This is a genomic window from Acinetobacter junii CIP 64.5, assembly GCF_000368765.1.
Lineage (GTDB): Bacteria > Pseudomonadota > Gammaproteobacteria > Pseudomonadales > Moraxellaceae > Acinetobacter > Acinetobacter junii.
The window spans coordinates 1,248,385-1,264,842 of the sequence record NZ_KB849655.1 but is presented as its reverse complement, the minus strand read 5'-3'; the positions used below and the strand labels follow the sequence as shown (position 1 = coordinate 1,264,842).

The 16,458-nt window shown below is 39.9% G+C and carries 14 protein-coding genes and 1 riboswitch; of the genes, 10 read left to right on the top strand and 4 right to left on the bottom strand.

Annotated features, from left to right (window positions below; genetic code table 11):
• Window positions 1-83: 83 nt before the first annotated feature.
• Window positions 84-1,940, bottom strand: coding sequence for a TonB-dependent receptor plug domain-containing protein (locus tag F948_RS11560; RefSeq protein ID WP_004964023.1), 1,857 nt, complete (start codon window positions 1,938-1,940; stop codon window positions 84-86).
• Between the two features lie 37 nt (window positions 1,941-1,977).
• A riboswitch (cobalamin riboswitch) is annotated at window positions 1,978-2,190 on the bottom strand.
• Between the two features lie 118 nt (window positions 2,191-2,308).
• On the opposite strand from F948_RS11560, the gene F948_RS11555 reads away from it, so the two are divergent.
• From F948_RS11555 to F948_RS11545, 3 genes are read left to right on the top strand one after another with little or no spacing between them, the layout of a single operon-like run.
• Window positions 2,309-2,965 (top strand): phosphoribosylanthranilate isomerase, encoded by a 657-nt coding sequence (locus F948_RS11555; RefSeq protein ID WP_004950424.1) that lies wholly within the window; start codon window positions 2,309-2,311, stop codon window positions 2,963-2,965.
• Window positions 2,949-4,178 carry a tryptophan synthase subunit beta gene (gene trpB / locus F948_RS11550; RefSeq protein WP_004908869.1) on the top strand — a complete coding sequence of 410 codons (1,230 nt, stop codon included), beginning with the start codon at window positions 2,949-2,951 and terminating at the stop codon, window positions 4,176-4,178. The genes F948_RS11555 and trpB overlap by 17 nt, the downstream gene beginning before the upstream one ends.
• Before the next feature lie 9 nt (window positions 4,179-4,187).
• Window positions 4,188-4,700, top strand: coding sequence for a DUF1543 domain-containing protein (locus F948_RS11545; RefSeq protein ID WP_004964020.1), 513 nt, complete (start codon window positions 4,188-4,190; stop codon window positions 4,698-4,700).
• 51 nt (window positions 4,701-4,751) lie between these two features.
• Here F948_RS11545 and F948_RS11540 read toward each other — a convergent pair whose 3' ends face one another.
• Window positions 4,752-6,533, bottom strand: a complete 1,782-nt coding sequence (locus F948_RS11540) for a bifunctional metallophosphatase/5'-nucleotidase (RefSeq protein WP_004964017.1) — start codon at window positions 6,531-6,533, stop codon at window positions 4,752-4,754.
• A 214-nt stretch (window positions 6,534-6,747) separates the two neighbouring features.
• Here F948_RS11540 and F948_RS11535 point away from each other — a divergent pair, with 214 nt between their 5' ends.
• A complete protein-coding gene (locus F948_RS11535) occupies window positions 6,748-7,743 on the top strand; it encodes a DUF2804 domain-containing protein (RefSeq protein WP_017397448.1) in 996 nt (331 codons plus the stop codon).
• A gap of 39 nt (window positions 7,744-7,782) precedes the next feature.
• On the opposite strand, the gene F948_RS11530 is transcribed toward F948_RS11535, so the two are convergent.
• Window positions 7,783-8,658, bottom strand: coding sequence for a metal-dependent hydrolase (locus F948_RS11530; protein ID WP_004908867.1), 876 nt, complete (start codon window positions 8,656-8,658; stop codon window positions 7,783-7,785).
• A gap of 116 nt (window positions 8,659-8,774) precedes the next feature.
• Here F948_RS11530 and F948_RS11525 point away from each other — a divergent pair, with 116 nt between their 5' ends.
• Window positions 8,775-9,797 carry an AraC family transcriptional regulator gene (locus tag F948_RS11525; RefSeq protein WP_004908866.1) on the top strand — a complete coding sequence of 341 codons (1,023 nt, stop codon included), beginning with the start codon at window positions 8,775-8,777 and terminating at the stop codon, window positions 9,795-9,797.
• Window positions 9,798-9,832: 35 nt separating this feature from the next.
• On the opposite strand, the gene F948_RS11520 is transcribed toward F948_RS11525, so the two are convergent.
• The gene (locus F948_RS11520; protein WP_004908865.1) at window positions 9,833-11,164 is read right to left on the bottom strand and encodes a Na+/H+ antiporter NhaC family protein; all 1,332 of its coding nucleotides are present in this window, start codon (window positions 11,162-11,164) and stop codon (window positions 9,833-9,835) included.
• A gap of 275 nt (window positions 11,165-11,439) precedes the next feature.
• On the opposite strand from F948_RS11520, the gene trpA reads away from it, so the two are divergent.
• The 5 genes from trpA to F948_RS11495 all read left to right on the top strand — a co-directional run bounded on the left by trpA (window position 11,440) and on the right by F948_RS11495 (window position 16,380).
• Window positions 11,440-12,243 (top strand): tryptophan synthase subunit alpha, encoded by an 804-nt coding sequence (gene trpA / locus F948_RS11515; RefSeq protein ID WP_004908864.1) that lies wholly within the window; start codon window positions 11,440-11,442, stop codon window positions 12,241-12,243.
• Window positions 12,240-13,136 (top strand): acetyl-CoA carboxylase, carboxyltransferase subunit beta, encoded by an 897-nt coding sequence (accD, locus tag F948_RS11510; RefSeq protein WP_004908863.1) that lies wholly within the window; start codon window positions 12,240-12,242, stop codon window positions 13,134-13,136. Before trpA ends, accD begins: the two co-directional genes overlap by 4 nt.
• Window positions 13,133-14,419 carry a bifunctional tetrahydrofolate synthase/dihydrofolate synthase gene (folC, locus tag F948_RS11505; RefSeq protein ID WP_004964012.1) on the top strand — a complete coding sequence of 429 codons (1,287 nt, stop codon included), beginning with the start codon at window positions 13,133-13,135 and terminating at the stop codon, window positions 14,417-14,419. The genes accD and folC overlap by 4 nt, the downstream gene beginning before the upstream one ends.
• Window positions 14,410-15,366 carry an SPOR domain-containing protein gene (locus tag F948_RS11500; protein WP_004964009.1) on the top strand — a complete coding sequence of 319 codons (957 nt, stop codon included), beginning with the start codon at window positions 14,410-14,412 and terminating at the stop codon, window positions 15,364-15,366. Before folC ends, F948_RS11500 begins: the two co-directional genes overlap by 10 nt.
• A 75-nt stretch (window positions 15,367-15,441) precedes the next feature.
• Window positions 15,442-16,380 carry a DUF6929 family protein gene (locus F948_RS11495; protein ID WP_004964006.1) on the top strand — a complete coding sequence of 313 codons (939 nt, stop codon included), beginning with the start codon at window positions 15,442-15,444 and terminating at the stop codon, window positions 16,378-16,380.
• The last annotated feature ends 78 nt before the right edge of the window (window positions 16,381-16,458 follow it).

Below are 16,458 nucleotides of genomic sequence, written 5' to 3'. Positions count from 1 at the left end.
ACCAATAAAAAGGGGATAATGTCGGTCAAAACATTACCCCGAAAATGGAGTTAATAAAATATTTTTAGGATATTATTGCGCGATTAATAACGGAACGTAACGCCCGCTGAAGCTAGACGACCACCATTAATGTAGTAAACACCACCACCGTTATAAGCGGTTTTGTAGTTCACATCACCGATGTTTTCGAGATTAGTGAAGATTTTGATCATTGGCGTTGGTTGCCAATATGCATTGACATTAGTAGTTACGTAACCTGGTGTTGTGGTTGGGGTGGTTGAAGGCCAGTCGGCAAAATCTTTAGATTTAGATTTCGCAACGATAGATGCTGAAATACCGTAGATTCCATCATCCCAACCAGTGGTTAAAGTTAAGCTTTGTTTCGGACGACGATTTAACTCTTTATTTGTTTCATCATCTTTGGCTTGAACATAGGCATATGTTGTATTTAAAAACAACTCATCATGTTGCCACTTAAATGATGCTTCGCCACCTGTAAACGTTGCTTTGTTAACATTAATCAGTTTGCCTGCTTGGAAGCTAATTAAATTATCCACTTTGTTACGGTAAACCGATAACCCCAAATCAATACCATAGTTTAGCTTTTGGTCTACACCAATTTCATAAGAAAAACTTTCTTCTGGTTTTAGGTCAGGATTGGCGCCCCAAGACATCGCATACAGATCATTTGTAGTTGGCGCGCGGAATGCAGAGCCAATATTCGCATAAACACTTGTTAGTGGTAATACTTGGTATCTGATCGCACCTTGACCTACAGTATGTGTACCAAACTTATCGTTATCCTCAACACGAACACCAACTTGAGTTTCTATGCCATCTTGTTGATATTGATGCTGAATAAAATAACCAACAGTATCGACAGACTCTTTGTATTTTACGTCTTCTCCACCCCAAAGATTTTTAGAGTACACATCACCTTTAATGTCTTTATAGGTTGAACCCAATAAAATGTTTTGTGCAGGTGTGAATTGCCATTTGGTATAGAGTTCTGCCTCTTGAGTCGTGCTATATACGTAGTCAGGAGAATTATTTTGATTTAGGTCGTCTTTATACTGTGATAGTCGTGCATGTACAGCTAAGTTCTCTAGAATATTGGCACGTGCTTTTAGGTTAATCGCTTCATTTTTAAAGTCTTGAGAAACTAAATTGCCGTAATTGTCGTAGTCGCTGTAGCCTTCATTTTCACTATAATCAACAGAAGCAGCATAGTTTTCTTGTTCTACACCAATTTTTGCACTATAGCCTTTTTGATCAAAACTCGCTTTCTTTGCGTTTTTAGCATCAGTGACAGGCGTACCATCAGTTTCTAAACGTTGACCACGCAGTTGTGCATAAAAACCATTTTCTGCTAGGTCTGCACCAATTACAGATTTATAAGTTTTATTTTCACCGATCTCACCTGTTACAAAAGCTGAAGTTTTTTCAGGTGTTTTTGAGATGAGTTGTACTACACCGCCAATAGCATCCGCACCGTATAGAACAGATGCTGGACCTTTTAATACTTCAATTTGTTTGATGTCAGTGGTATCAATAAATGGAAGAGAAGCGGCGCCAGATGTATTTGAGTTAAGGCGAACACCATCTCTTAATAATAGTGTGTGATTTGAATTAGTGCCTCGTAAAAAGATTGAGGCTGCTTGTCCGTAACCACCGCTTTGGACCATATTGATTGAGGCATCTGTTTGTAACAATTGCGGTAATGATGCAATTGGAGATTGCTCAAGAATCTTCGGTTCTATGATGTTGATACGGGCAGGGACATCACTAATTTTTTGTTCTGTACGTGTTGCTGTGACAACGATCGTATCGAGTGATGCAGTTTTATTAGTTGATACGGTTTGAGCAAAAGCAGCTGAACTTAACCCCATCGCAATAGCGATAGCCCCAGCCAAATGTGCCGGTTTTAAATGTGTAGACATGATGTCGCTCCATACATTCACCCATCGTGAATGTTAATGTGGAAGTAAACAACAAGCAGGTCTCCGGACTTCACTATATCATCACAATCGTGATGCTATTAATCATCTTCCCACATCATTCTGATGCAGTGATTTGGCTTAGAGCTGAGATTAATAATTCGGTGTTACCGTTGCGAGGGCAGTGTTGGATTTGCACCAACTTCCCTATAAGCAAAAGAATTTGCTTTAGACTTGTTGCGAGATTGAGCGCAGTATAAAGTGTTCACGTTTTTTAAACAATCGCATTTCAGACTGAACTTTGCCCCAAGCTGGTTAAATTGGATTACAATGCGGTGCAATCAAATTTTAATGCTAAAATTGGACTTATTATGCGCCAAATTCAAAGCCGAACTCGCGCCAAGATTTGTGGCATCACACGTGCACAAGATATTCAAGCCGCAGTAAGTGCTGGCGCAGATGCAATTGGTTTGGTTTTTTTCCCTCCGAGTCCAAGGCATGTCACTATTGAAAATGCACAGGAACTTGCGAATCTCGTTCCTCCCTATGTGCAATTGGTGGGTTTATTTGTCAATGCAAGTGCACAAGAAATCCAAACGGTGCTTGATTCAGTTCCTTTAGATGTATTACAACTACATGGCGATGAAACCCCTGAGCAATGCCAACAAATTGCTGCGCAATGTAAGCGCCGTTGGTACAAAGCGATTCAAGTTAAGCCTGATTTAGATGTTGTGACTGAAATTCAACGTTATGAAGCTGCGGGAGCCAGTGCAGTACTTTTAGATGCATGGCATCCTCAGTTAAAAGGTGGGACGGGGCATTGTTTCGATTGGAATCAATTTCCTCAACTTGATATCCCACTGATTTTGGCAGGCGGTCTAACCCCTGAAAATGTGAGTGAAGCTATACACACTACGGCTGCTTTTGCTGTAGATGTGAGCGGAGGCGTAGAGTCCGCAAAAGGTATAAAAGACCAACAACTCATTGAAAAATTTATGCAAGGAGTCCAACGTGGATCAGCAAAATAATGTGATTGACTACACCCAGTTTCCAGATGCTCAAGGGCATTTCGGTATTCATGGTGGACGTTTTGTGTCAGAAACGCTGATGGCTGCGCTTGAAGATTTAGAAAATCTTTATAATCGTATGAAAAATGATGAAACGTTTTTGGCTGAGTTTGATCGTGATCTTGCGTACTATGTTGGTCGTCCTAGTCCTCTTTATCATGCTGAGCGATGGTCTCAGCACCTCGGTGGTGCGCAAATTTACTTAAAACGTGAAGACCTAAACCATACTGGCTCTCACAAAGTAAATAACACGATTGGTCAGGCATTATTGGCAAAACTTTCGGGCAAAAAACGAATCATTGCTGAAACAGGTGCTGGTCAACATGGTGTAGCAACCGCAACAATCGCTGCTCGCTTGGGTATGGAGTGCGTGGTGTACATGGGTGCTGAAGACGTAAAGCGTCAAGCGATGAATGTATATCGTATGCGTTTGCTTGGGGCAAAAGTTGTACCCGTGCAAAGCGGATCAAAAACCTTAAAAGATGCATTAAATGAAGCGATGCGTGATTGGGTAACTAATGTCGATACGACATATTACGTAATTGGTACAGTTGCAGGGCCACACCCATATCCACAACTTGTACGTGATTTCCAGTCGATTATTGGACGTGAAGCGCGTCGCCAAATCCTTGAGCAAGCGGGTCGTCTTCCTGATGCATTAGTTGCTTGTGTCGGTGGTGGTTCAAATGCGATGGGCTTGTTCTATCCATTCCTGAATGATCAAGATGTCAAAATGTATGGCGTTGAAGCTGCTGGTTACGGTATTGAAACAGGTAAACATTCTGCTCCATTGAATGCAGGTCATGTTGGTGTATTGCATGGTAACCGTACTTACCTCATGTCTGATGCACAAGGTCAGATCATTGAAACACACAGTATTTCCGCCGGTTTGGATTATCCAGGAGTTGGACCAGAACACAGTTTCTTGAAAGATATGAAACGTGTTGAATATGTTCCGATTAAGGATGATGAAGCTCTGCAAGGTTTCCGTGATCTCACCAAAATTGAAGGGATTATTCCTGCTTTGGAAAGTTCACATGCGATGGCGTATGTCACTAAACTGGCACCAACAATGTCAAAAGATCAAATCATTATTGCGACTGTTTCAGGTCGTGGTGATAAAGATTTAATGACGGTAGCCCGTATTGATGGCGTCGAAATGGTTGAAATGTAAGTCAACCTCATGCAAAGTTTGTTTATGGTGATGTTGGGTGGTCGACATGCTAAAGCCATTACCGAAGTCCATGATGTGGTTATGGCAATCGGTGATGATTTGCATGAGATCATTCCTCAACTGAAGCAAGCTTGGTTTGGTGAGTTGAAGGGTTTACATATTGACGCTTGGGCTCAGTTTTCTGGAGTTCAGACGCAAGGTGTAGATTATCAAATTCACTTCGCGCTTGCTGCCCCAGCAGTAGACGAGCAAAAGTTATATTTGATCAATCTCGGCGGATATTCAGCAAATCAATTTGGCGAGTTACATCGTTATCACTTGGTGGTTGCTACAAATACTACTCAAGCTAAACAGATTGCGAAGCAGTTGATTCCACCAGAGTGGGGTAAACCACATACTGACCGTGTTATTGAGGTGGATGATTGTATCCCAATCGATCATGTTGCAGGGCGTTATGTGCATTTAGTGAAAGGTCTGTTTAAGCCGATAACTTGGCAAAATACTTATCTTCCAATTGATTAAATATCATAAAAAAAATGGGGAGGCGAAAGCTTCCCCATTTTTTTATGTGAACTACTGAATAACTTTAATACGGTTGGTTTCAGGTGCTTGAACAGGTGAATTTTGGTTGATGTATTTTTCTAATGCATCAATGTCTTGTCCACCACCTACACGATTGGTTCCTTTTGTGAGTACAGTAAAGTTATCGCCACCATCTGCAATAAAACTATTTACGGTGACTCGATAAGATTTGCTATCCATTAAAGCCTGCCCAGAAATCATAATTTGAGTAGCACGTGGGACAGCAGTTGCATCTTTTTTATAAGCATAACTCAGCTCTTTAGACGGCTGTAATATGCGCGGTCGATCAGCATTTGCCCCAGACCATTGTTGTTCTAAAAGTTCACGGATTTGTTGGCCAGTTAGACTTAAAGTGACAATCGAATTACCAAAAGGTTGTACTGCAAATACATCTCCAAAAGTAATTTGATTATTACTGTTGGTTTGAAGGTCAGCACGTACCCCACCTGGATTCATTAATGTGAAATCAGAGCCTTGATTGCTTGCAGTTAAAGCTGCTGCCTGTTGGGCATCTGCAATTAAATTACCTAAAGCGGTTTCACCACTTTCAGCTGCATTTCGATTAATGACTGTGGTCGCAGTGCCTACGATACGTGCAGAAATTGTAGTTACAGCTTGACGATATTTATCCAGAATCGCTTCGATACTTGGTGTCTTGTTAAATTTTTCATATAAGTTAGTCAAGTTAACCGTAGTCGTTCCAGACGTATATGCTTCGCTTTGAATTGGTACTTGTTGAGCATCTTTCTTGATGACATCCCCAGTTTTACCATCGAGCTCAAGTTTAATGTTGGTAATTGCTGTTCCGTATTGTCCTGCTGAGGTCAATAGAAATGGTTTTTGTGGGTTTAAGGTTGAATAGTCACAGATATAAGACTGGTGGGTGTGTCCTGAAACCACGACATCAACCGCAGTATCTAAACGATCTAATATTCCAGTCAAAGGTCCACTTAATCCGGCGCAGGTTTTCGCATTAAATTTAGTACTTGGCGCTACACCTTCATGTACCACTACAACAATTGCTTCAACCCCTTGCTTTTTTAACTCAGGTATAAGTGAATTGACAGTCTCTGCTTCATCATGAAAATCAACATCTTTGATACCTGCCGCTGAGACAATTGTTGGTGTTGCTTCTAAGGTCAAACCAATAAACGCAACAGGGATATTGCCATAGCGCTTAATTTTATATGCAGGAAATAGTGTTCTTTTGGGATCAGCTTTCAAAGAGACATTTGCTGCTAAAAAGTTAAATTTTGCACCAGCGAAATCTTTGTTAATTTGACAAGGTTTAGTGGTGGTATATTGCTGACAACCACCATTTTGCAAACGACGTAATTCATCAGTTCCACGATCAAATTCATGATTACCAACCGCGTTAAAATCAATTTTGATTTCATTCATGGTTTCAATGGTCGGTTCATCCAAGAATAGGGATGAGGTAAGTGGTGAGGCACTAATTAAATCACCCGCAGATACTACGGCATTGTTAGGATATTGAGCACGGAGTTTATTGATTGCATCTGCAAAATAACTGACACCACCTACAGGAATTCGTACCGATTTATTCGTGTCAGTGGGGTCTTCAGCCTCAATAAAACGTTTCGGTGGTTCCAAATTACCGTGAAAATCATTGAAAGCTAAAATATTAATACTTTGATTTTGTCGTTCTGGTTGGGTTGCAGAACTATTTTGATCATCGTTGTCGTTACATGCTGTCAGTGCTAATACTATGAATCCCAACGCGTTGACTTTTAATAATGGATGTAGAGTCATGTTTTTTGATCGAGTGGTATAAGATTGTTTTTTAAAATAAAACTTGAGTATGAATATTTGATGAAATATTAAGCTAAAATACACCTCGCTGCTCACTTGTATTAGTCTGAACTTATTTGAGTAATTTTGATGGTTCGAGATAATGCTTGAGAAATCATAGAGCTTGGACTTTATGACGGCAATAGATGCAATGACGCAATCATGGAAATCGACAATGGATTTGATACAAACAAATGGTCAACCTCGTTATGGGCGTTTCGAACACGTTCCATCACGTATTAATTTAGATGACTATATTTATAAAACCCCTTATGGTCAGGTATTAAAAGGTTGGCGAAAACAGCTTAAATATAAGAAGTTTAAATTCTGTGGATTACAACATGAGCATTTTAGCATCGGGATTGCGATTGTTGATTTGTCATGGGCAGGGCATGCTTTTTATTATGTGTATGATCATCTTGCGCAAAAAGTCATTGAGTGGAATGCGATACAGCCTTTGGCTTTAAAAACACAACTAGACGAACAGCCTTTGTTTAGTCAAAGTTTTTTTAAAAAGTCTGCCTACCAATTTGATATGCAACATGCGAATGGTGTGCGTTATATTCAAGTGACAAAATATGGCGAAACACAGTTGAAAGCACGGATTTTTTGCGCAGGAACTGATGCTTTGAGTATGTGTTCACCGACAGGTATTAATGGATGGACGTATACACAGAAGCAAACCACTTTAGCTGTTGAAGGTTTTTTTATTAGTCCTGATCAGCAACGCATCGACTTTAATGAACAAAGCCTAGCAGCTTTAGATGATACTTGTGGTTTTCTTCGCCCAGAAACTGCTTGGTTTTGGTTGTCGTGTCAATTTAGAGATCAACAAGAGAGACGGATCGGTTTAAATCTAGCGTCAGGTGTGAACGAAAGTTTTGGCAATGAAAATGCTTTGTGGGTCAATGGTCGTCTCTATCCGCTCAATGATGTTTTATTTGAACAGCAAAACGAAACAACATGGTCAATTCGTTCTTTAGATCAACGTCTCAACCTACTTGTTGAAACAGGGTGGTGTCGTTTTGAAAATATTAATTTGCGTTTGATTGGCAGTCAGTTCAATCAATGGCAAACGAAAGTAACAGGGACGATTGATTTGGAAGCGGTTGAACCTGTTGTTCTAAATGAACAATATGGTTTATTAGAGCAGCATTACGCGAAATGGTAAGTTCTAAAAAACCTCCCGTAAAGGGAGGTTTTTTATGGTTTATAATCCAGCCTGCCAAAAGGCATCGCCCGCAGCAATCGGATCGTTAGTTTTTGCTAAGGTATCGATCCAAACATCATATTGACGAATAATCGGATGCTGATTGGGATGGAAGTCTTTTTTAAACCAATCGCTGTATTGTTCACGTTTAGAAGTCAAAATACCTTTTCGACCAAAGAACCAAGGTAAACCTTTACGTGCTAAATCTAGGCGTTGTTTTAAATTAAAACCATCTTTTTTCAGCATGACATCGGTACGATACATCGTAAAACCAAACATCAGAACTGTAGTGAGTACTAATGCTGAGCGTCGGGTAAATTCAGATACATCGCCCACTTCTTTCATGACATCAAAGGCAACATCACGGTGCTCCATCTCCTCGATCGCATGCCAAGCGAATAGCGCTCGAACAAAGGGATCAGCATCCGCAAGAGTTTCCTTTTTACTGTAGAAAGTATCTGCCATGAGCGCCGTCAAATGTTCCGCTGCAGCAGTCATCGCAATGTTGTACTGTGGCGAACGATATTTGAGTTCAAACTTAAAAATTTTCTTCAAACGATCAGTGAACTGATCAACAGGCATACCTTGCTCTTTCATGACCTCATTCATTTTGTCATGGGCAATACCGTGTTGTGCTTCTTGACGAATAAAGTCAGCCACACGTGCTTGCAAGTCAGGATCTGTGATTTTGTCACGAAACAAACGAACAGACTCGATGAAATAGCGCTCCCCATCTGGGAATGTCAGACTCAATGCATCGAACATACGAGTACGGAATGGATCACCACCAAACCAGAAGCGTGGTGCTTCATTAAGGTGAAAATCTAGTTTTGTTCTTACAATTGGATCAACTTGATAGGAAACATGTGCATTCATCTTTGCTCTTCCTTTTTCTTTTTCATGCACTCAGTATGGAAAAAGTCCGATGAAATGTTTTGACAGTTACAGCCAAGTTTTATACAAATAACGACATATCAGGATGAGATTGGCATATGTCAGTTAAAATTATAATTGGATATTTGCGATTGTTTAATCGTGTTCTTCAACAAGAGCAAGTCGATTTGTCTAAAGTTGTGGAACAAGAATTATGGATAACATTTCAAAATTGTTTAGAACATCCTGATGAGCAAGATTTTGATGTAGAACGATATGTTGTGCTTCTACAAGCAGCACAAAGTTATTTTTCGCGACCCATTACACTTGTTTTGGCTGAACATGCTAACTTGCAAGATTTAGGGCTAATGGGATATTTGGCTTCAACCAGTTTAGACTTACAACAAGCATTGCAACTCTTACAACGATATTATTCTTTGGTCTTTAAGCAAACAAATCTAGAACAATTGAGCGTGCAACAGTTTGCCGAGTACATCCAAATAGTTTGGGGAGCATCGTATAGTGACTATCGTGAGATGTATGAACTAAATTTGGCATTGATCTTTAAAATTGCACAATCCATCGTACAAGATGCACTTGTTCCACCTCAAAAAATACAGTTTGGTTATCTTCCTCATACGGCGTTGTATCATTATGAAAAGTTTTATGGATGTCTTATTCATGTGCAAGCAGGGCAATATGCCATTCGATTTTCAAATCAAATTTTAAAAGCGAAAAGTATTGCAGGAGATCAACAGCTTAATCATGTGCTATCCACACAGGCACAACAATCTTTAAATAGTGTGACTTCTTCTGAGTTACAGCAACAACAATTTAGACAAAAAATACAAACTTATATCGAGCAGGGATTGGCTCAACAAGAAGAGGTCTTGCAAAGCTATGTAGCTAAACGTTTGCATTGTTCTGAGCGAACTTTGCAACGTCAACTAAAAGCTTATCAACTTAACTTTCAGGATATTTTAGATCAATATCGTTTAGAACAAAGTAAGTTGTATTTGCAGCAAGGAAAATCCCTTTCTGAAATTGCTGAACGGCTAAATTATGCAGATCAAAGTGCATTTGGACGTGCTTTTAAACGGTGGACTGGCGTGACACCGAAACAGTTTTTAAAGTCTCTTTAATTTTAAAATCAAAACTAAAGAGACTTTGTAAATGTTTAAGATGTTTTTAATCGTGGATAATTAAACAAGATCGCTAAAATCGCAAATACGGCAAGAATCCAACAATAGTAAATATGTCCAATTAACTCGACTGGCGAGAGCTTTGCAATTGAGCAAGCCAAAAGCAATTGAGCACCGTAGGGAATAATGCCTTGAATCACGCAAGAAAAAATATCTAACAGTGCTGCACTACGTTTCGGATCAACACCATATTCTTTAGCCACTTCACGAGCCATATCGCCTGATAAAATGATCGCAACTGTATTATTCGCAACAAACAAATTGGAGAAGACCACAAGAAAACTAATGCCTAATTCCCCAGCACGCTGACGACCAAATTTAAATAGACCGGTGATACGATAAATTTTTTCGATTAACCACTGTAAACCACCTTCTTTTTGCATCAAAGCAGACAGACCGCCAAGTAACATTGATAGTAGTGCAACTTCAAACATTCCCACGAAGCCATCATAAATAGAAGAATTTAATTTCAATAAATCAAATTCAGGCTTTTCAATCAGACCGATGATTCCAGATAGCACCACTCCAATCATTAAAACTGCAAGTACATGTAATCGGCTGAATGCTAGAAAAAAGACTGCTAGATAAGGCAAAATTAACCATAAATCATAAGTTTTTGATTGAATTGATTCAGCTTGTTGGCTGAGTAGCACATAAGCAATCAAGGTCATGATGGCAGCAGGCAAAGCAATCCAAACGTTGACTCTAAATTTATCTCGAAGTTCGACATTTTGACTTCTTGTGGCAGCAATCGTTGTATCAGAGATCATGGACAGATTGTCACCAAACATTGCACCACCAACGACAGCACCAATCGCATAAATTGGTAAAATGTCAGTCGCTTGAGTAAAACCAAAAGCAATCGGTGCACAAGCAGCAATTGTACCCATAGAAGTACCCATAGCAGTAGCAATAAAGGCTGAAATGATAAACAGCATGGGTAATACGAATTCAGCTGAAATCAATGACAAACCTAATTGAACTGTGGCATCAACGCTTCCAATGGCACTTGATACACTTGCAAAAGCACCAGCCAACATGAATACCATGAACATTAAAATAAGGTTCGGATGACTCGCGCCTTGAAGAAACTCTTCGATGGCTGTGTTGAGTTTCTGTTTGTATAGCAGTAAAGCTAAAATGATGGCAGGGATTGCTGCGACTGGCGCTTTTACTTGATAAAAGGCAAATTCTGTCCCAATCATTGAATGATAGAGACCACTCCCGAGAAAGATGATCAAAAATACCAATAAAGGTAACAAAGCAAGCGCATTGCTTTGCACTTTTTCCTGAGAGTAGGCAGACATAAAAAATAAAAGAATATTTAAAAATTGCGCCTAGTATAAAGGAGCTTTGGTGATTTCTAAAATGCAGGTGGTTTTCTTGAAAATTAGGAATCTTTGATCATTGAGAATTCAGCCAAAATATAGATAAATGTGTCAGGGCTGTTGTAAGTAGCAATATTCACGTTGCAATCACGTCAAAACCTGTTCAATGAGCAAAAAATAGCGTTACAATGCAGTGTTTTTGTATGTCTACAAACAACTCCTCAATTTATATAAATCAAGGAAAGCATAATCCTATGTCACGTCTTGCCACTCGTTTTGAACAGCTTAAATCTCAGCAACGTAAAGCGCTTGTTTCTTATGTTATGGCAGGTGACCCGCATCCACAGGTAACTGTTCCATTACTTCACCAAATGGTTGAAGCTGGCGTCGACGTTATTGAGTTAGGTTTACCATTCTCAGATCCGATGGCCGATGGTCCAGTCATTGCACTAGCTGCTGAGCGTGCATTGGCAGGTGGAACCAATACACTAGATGCGTTGGATATGGTCAAAGCCTTTCGTGAAAAAGATCAAACCACACCTGTTGTTTTAATGGGATATTTGAATCCTGTTGAAGTGATTGGTTATGAAAAATTTGTTGCATATGCAAAAGATTGTGGTGTTGATGGTGTACTTCTTGTGGATCTTCCACCTGAGGAGTCTAAGCAATTTGGTGAAGTCTTAAAACAAAATGAGATGGATCAAATTTTCTTATTAGCACCAACATCAACTGATAAGCGTATTCAGCATGTGGTGAATCATGCGAGCGGTTTTGTTTACTATGTGTCATTAAAAGGTGTGACAGGTGCAGCAACATTAGATACCTCAGAAGCTGCAGCTCGTATTGCGAAAATCAAAACCATGACCAACGTACCTGTTGGTGTTGGATTTGGTATTAGCGATGCTGCATCTGCAAAAGCAATGGGTCAAGTTGCTGATGCCGTGATCGTCGGTAGTGCTTTCGTTAAATCTTTTGCGACATTGCCAGCAGATGATGCTGTGCAAGAGACGGTAAATAAAGTGAAGGAGCTTCGAGCTGCGCTCGATGAGTTAGTATGAGTCAAGAGTTAACAACAGGGAAGGTTCTTAGCCCTTCAACGCCTTGGATTGAGCGTCAAGTCCCTGGTATTCAAGTTGCTACTGAGCAGCAGACATTCAAAGCAACTTTTACTGAGCCTACGATTGAATGCCCAGAGTGTCATGCATTGGTGACACGTACAGCAATGTCTTTCAATGCTTATGTTTGTCCTCAGTGTGACGAACACTTGCGTATGCGTGCCCGTGATCGCTTAAACTGGTTTTTTGATCAAGTTAATGCAGAGTTGGGACAAGAGTTTGCGGCTAAAGACCCATTAAAATTTGTGGACAGTAAACCTTATCCTGAGCGTATGCGCGAAGCTCAAGATAAAACAGGTGAAACAGAAGCTTTGGTTGTGATGCAAGGTTCACTCAAAGGTTTAGACCTAATCGCTTGTGCTTTTGAGTTTGACTTCATGGGTGGCTCAATGGGGACAGTCGTAGGTGATCGTTTTGTCCAAGCGGCTGAACGAGCAATTGAATTACGTCAACCTTTAATCTGTTTTGCTGCATCGGGTGGTGCTCGTATGCAAGAGGGTATGTTGTCTTTGATGCAAATGGCACGTACTTCAGCCGCGATTCAGCGAATGAAAGATGCACGTCTTCCGTATCTGGTTGTGTTGACACATCCTGTCTATGGTGGTGTAACCGCTTCACTCGCGATGTTAGGCGATGTACATATTGCTGAACCTAAAGCGATGATTGGATTTGCAGGAAAGCGCGTAATTGAGCAAACAGTTCGTGAAAAGTTAGAAGAACCATTCCAACGTGCTGAATATTTGCTTGATCATGGTGTGGTCGATCAAATTGTTCATCGTCATGCATTACGTGATACTGTATATAGACTTGTTGCTAAATTGATGAACTTACCTTGACACAGCAAACACCACATTCTGATGATACATTAACAACATGGCTCGATTATTGGAGCCATGTTCACGTTACGGGCATTGATTTAGGATTGGAACGCGTTATTCCAGTTGCTGAAAAGCTTGGAGTAATGAAACCCAATGCAAAAGTTTTTACGGTTGCAGGGACCAATGGCAAAGGCTCAACTACAACAACGCTTGCTGCGATTTTAAATGCGCAAGGCTATAACGTGGGGCTTTATCAATCGCCGCATATTTACCGTTTTAATGAGCGGGTAAAGTTAGCGGGGCAAGAGGTTGATGATCAAAGTCTTATCGATGCTTTCGTACTCGTAGATCAAGCACGTCGTGAGTGTGGATTAAGTTTATCTTTCTTTGAAGCAACCACTCTGGCTGCTTTTTTGATTTTTAAACAAAAGCAATGTGATGTATGGGTACTCGAAGTAGGACTCGGTGGTCGCCTAGATGTGGTCAATGTGATCGATCCTGATATTGCCGTGATTACCAATATTGGTTTGGATCATGTGGATTGGTTGGGCGATACAATTGAAAAAATCGCTTTTGAAAAAGCTGGAATTATTCGTCCGAATATTCCTGTGATTTTTGGTGGTAATCAACCTTTACCGAAAGCGATACAAGATAAAGCGCTTGAATCTAACGCTAATCTATACGCATTAAACCGAGATTATTTTTATCAATTAAATGATGACGGTCTGTCATGGTGTTTTGCTTCTTCAGGTACAACATTAAAGTTGCCGACAGGACATTTGGCAATTGAAAATATTTCAACTGCCGTTGCTGCAATCTTAGTAAGTGGTTTGCCTATTTCTCAATCCACAATTGCTCAAGGTATTCAGCATGCTTCATTGCAAGGACGTTTTGAAATTCGTCAAATTCAAAACAAAACCGTCATTTTTGATGCTGGGCATAACCCTCATGGTGTCGAATTTTTGTTGAACCAGTTGCGAAAATTCTTAAAATACAATAAACAGTACACAGAAGTTGTGGCTGTATTCTCAATGTTGGCAGATAAAGATATTGCATCTGTAACTGATTTACTAAAAACAACAGTAAAAAATTGGTTTATTGCTACTTTAGATGTGCCTCGAGCTGCACCAATGCAACAATTAAATGAAGCATTGGCAGGTCAACAGGTGCACGAATTTAGCAGTATCCAGCAAGCGTTTGAAATCGTGTTGAAACAATGTAATAACAATCAACTGATTTTAGTCTGTGGTTCGTTTCATACTTTAGAAGCGGTCTGGGAGTATTTAGAAGAATGTCAATGAATAACAAACAACGTTGGATGGGCGGCGTTGTTCTACTTGGAGGAGGTGTTTTATTGGCAGCCTTACTTCTCAAGGGCAATGAAGAAATAGAGCAAGACAAAGCACAAGCAACAATCTCTCATCCGATTCCCAAAACTCAATCAAACTCAAATACAGCACAACCTTTACAAGATGGTGAAATGGTTTCACTCCAACCACTTGCTGTGGATGTTGAAACTGAAAAGCGATTACTTGAAGAGCAGCGCCTCGCTCGTGAAAAAGCTGTTGCAGAGCAAGAAGCCAGAGCCGCTGAGTTTTTGAAAATGCAACAAGAAGCTGAAGCTGCCGCTGCGCGTAAAGCTGCTGAAGAATATGCAGCTTTAAATGCACGCCGTAGTTCAGAGCAAGAAAGTTCAGATAATATTCCCCCTGAACTTGCAGAAGATGACAAAGCAAAAGCTCAGCGTCTAGCTGAGGAAAAGCGAAAGTTAGACGAAAAAAAGAAAGCTGAACAACAAAAGCAAGATCAACTTAAGTCAGATGCTGAAAAGAAGTTAGCAGAAGATAAACGTAAGGCTGAAGCAGATAAAAAGGCAGCAGAAGACAAGCGAAAAGCTGAAGCTGACAAAAAAGCGGCTGATGATAAAAAACGTAAAGCTGAAGAAGACGCCAAAAAGAAAGCTGAGGCTGAAAAAGCACGCGATCTTATGGAAAATGGCGATAAGAAGTGGATGGTTCAAGTGGCATTGGCTGCAAACCAAGCAAATGCAGATGCTGTCGTATCCAAGCTACGTGCTAAAGGCTATAAAGTCACAACCAGTTCTACCTCGAAAGGTATTCGTATTATGGTTGGACCTGCCAAAGATCGCGATGTTGCTGATGCAACTCGGAAAAAGATTTCTTCTGATGAAAGTCTGAATATGAAATCAGCTTGGGTAATTGACTGGGTTCCACTAGATCAAAGATAAAAAGTTGTTTAAGTAAGCTAAGTATCTTTGAAGTTGAGCTGATTGTGCGTTTTTCATCGAATAGGAGATGAAGTAATGGAACAAACGGATTTAAAGATACTTGAAAAATTTAGTTTTTCGCCAGACTCAGCAATTGGAGCATTGTCTGGCGTTGCTTACTTAGGCGACTACTTATATTTCGTTGGGGATGATGTTCGTTACTTATTAAAAACTAGCCTAAAAAATAAAATTACTGCAACAACAACTTTTGAAAAAGTCCCTTTATTGGAGTCATCTGAGCAAGAAGCTCTCACCGTATTAAGCAAAGCAGAAAAGCCTGATTATGAAGCATTAAGTTGTATCATTTTTAATGAACAACTTCATTTATTGGTTATGGGCTCAGGTTCGACTGAAAAGAGAAAGCAAGCTCTGTTGTATAATCCATCTAATCATCAAGTTCAGACTTTGCTCGATAAGTTGGATTATGATTATTTGCAGCACTGCGTTGCACTCACAGGCGGAGCAGATTTAAATATAGAAGCAGTATGCTCAGATAATCATCATCTTTATATCTTCCAACGTGGCAACATTAATCACTTTCATGGTGTTTTAGTATTTGATCTAGAAAAAATTCAAGCACATAAATCTTTAGAAAATGCTCTTATACGTTCATTTAATCTCACATTACCTGAGATTAATGGTTCAGTAAGTGGTATTTCAGATGCTTATTTTTTAGCAGATAAGAACGTGATCGTTGCAACCGCAGCCGTTGAGCAAACCTTAAATACCTACGATGATGGTGCAGTGTTAGGAAGTTATATTTTAGTGCTCTCACCGAAAGGGGAAGTCCTAAATTCCTTTTTGATCCAAGATGCTGAGGGAAACACTTTAGCCATTAAGGTTGAAGGAATAACTTGGCTTGAGTCAAATGCTGATGGAGAGGTCTTCTTATTAGTCACCGATAGTGATGGTGGTCTTTCTGAAGTGATCACGGTTTTGCTCAAGAATTCGGTTTTTACCAAACTAGATACTTAGATTAAGTTTTGTTGGTCAATTTACAATCTTAAAAATTTATTTCTAGAGTCTTAATTATTCCAATAACAGTGAGAGGTT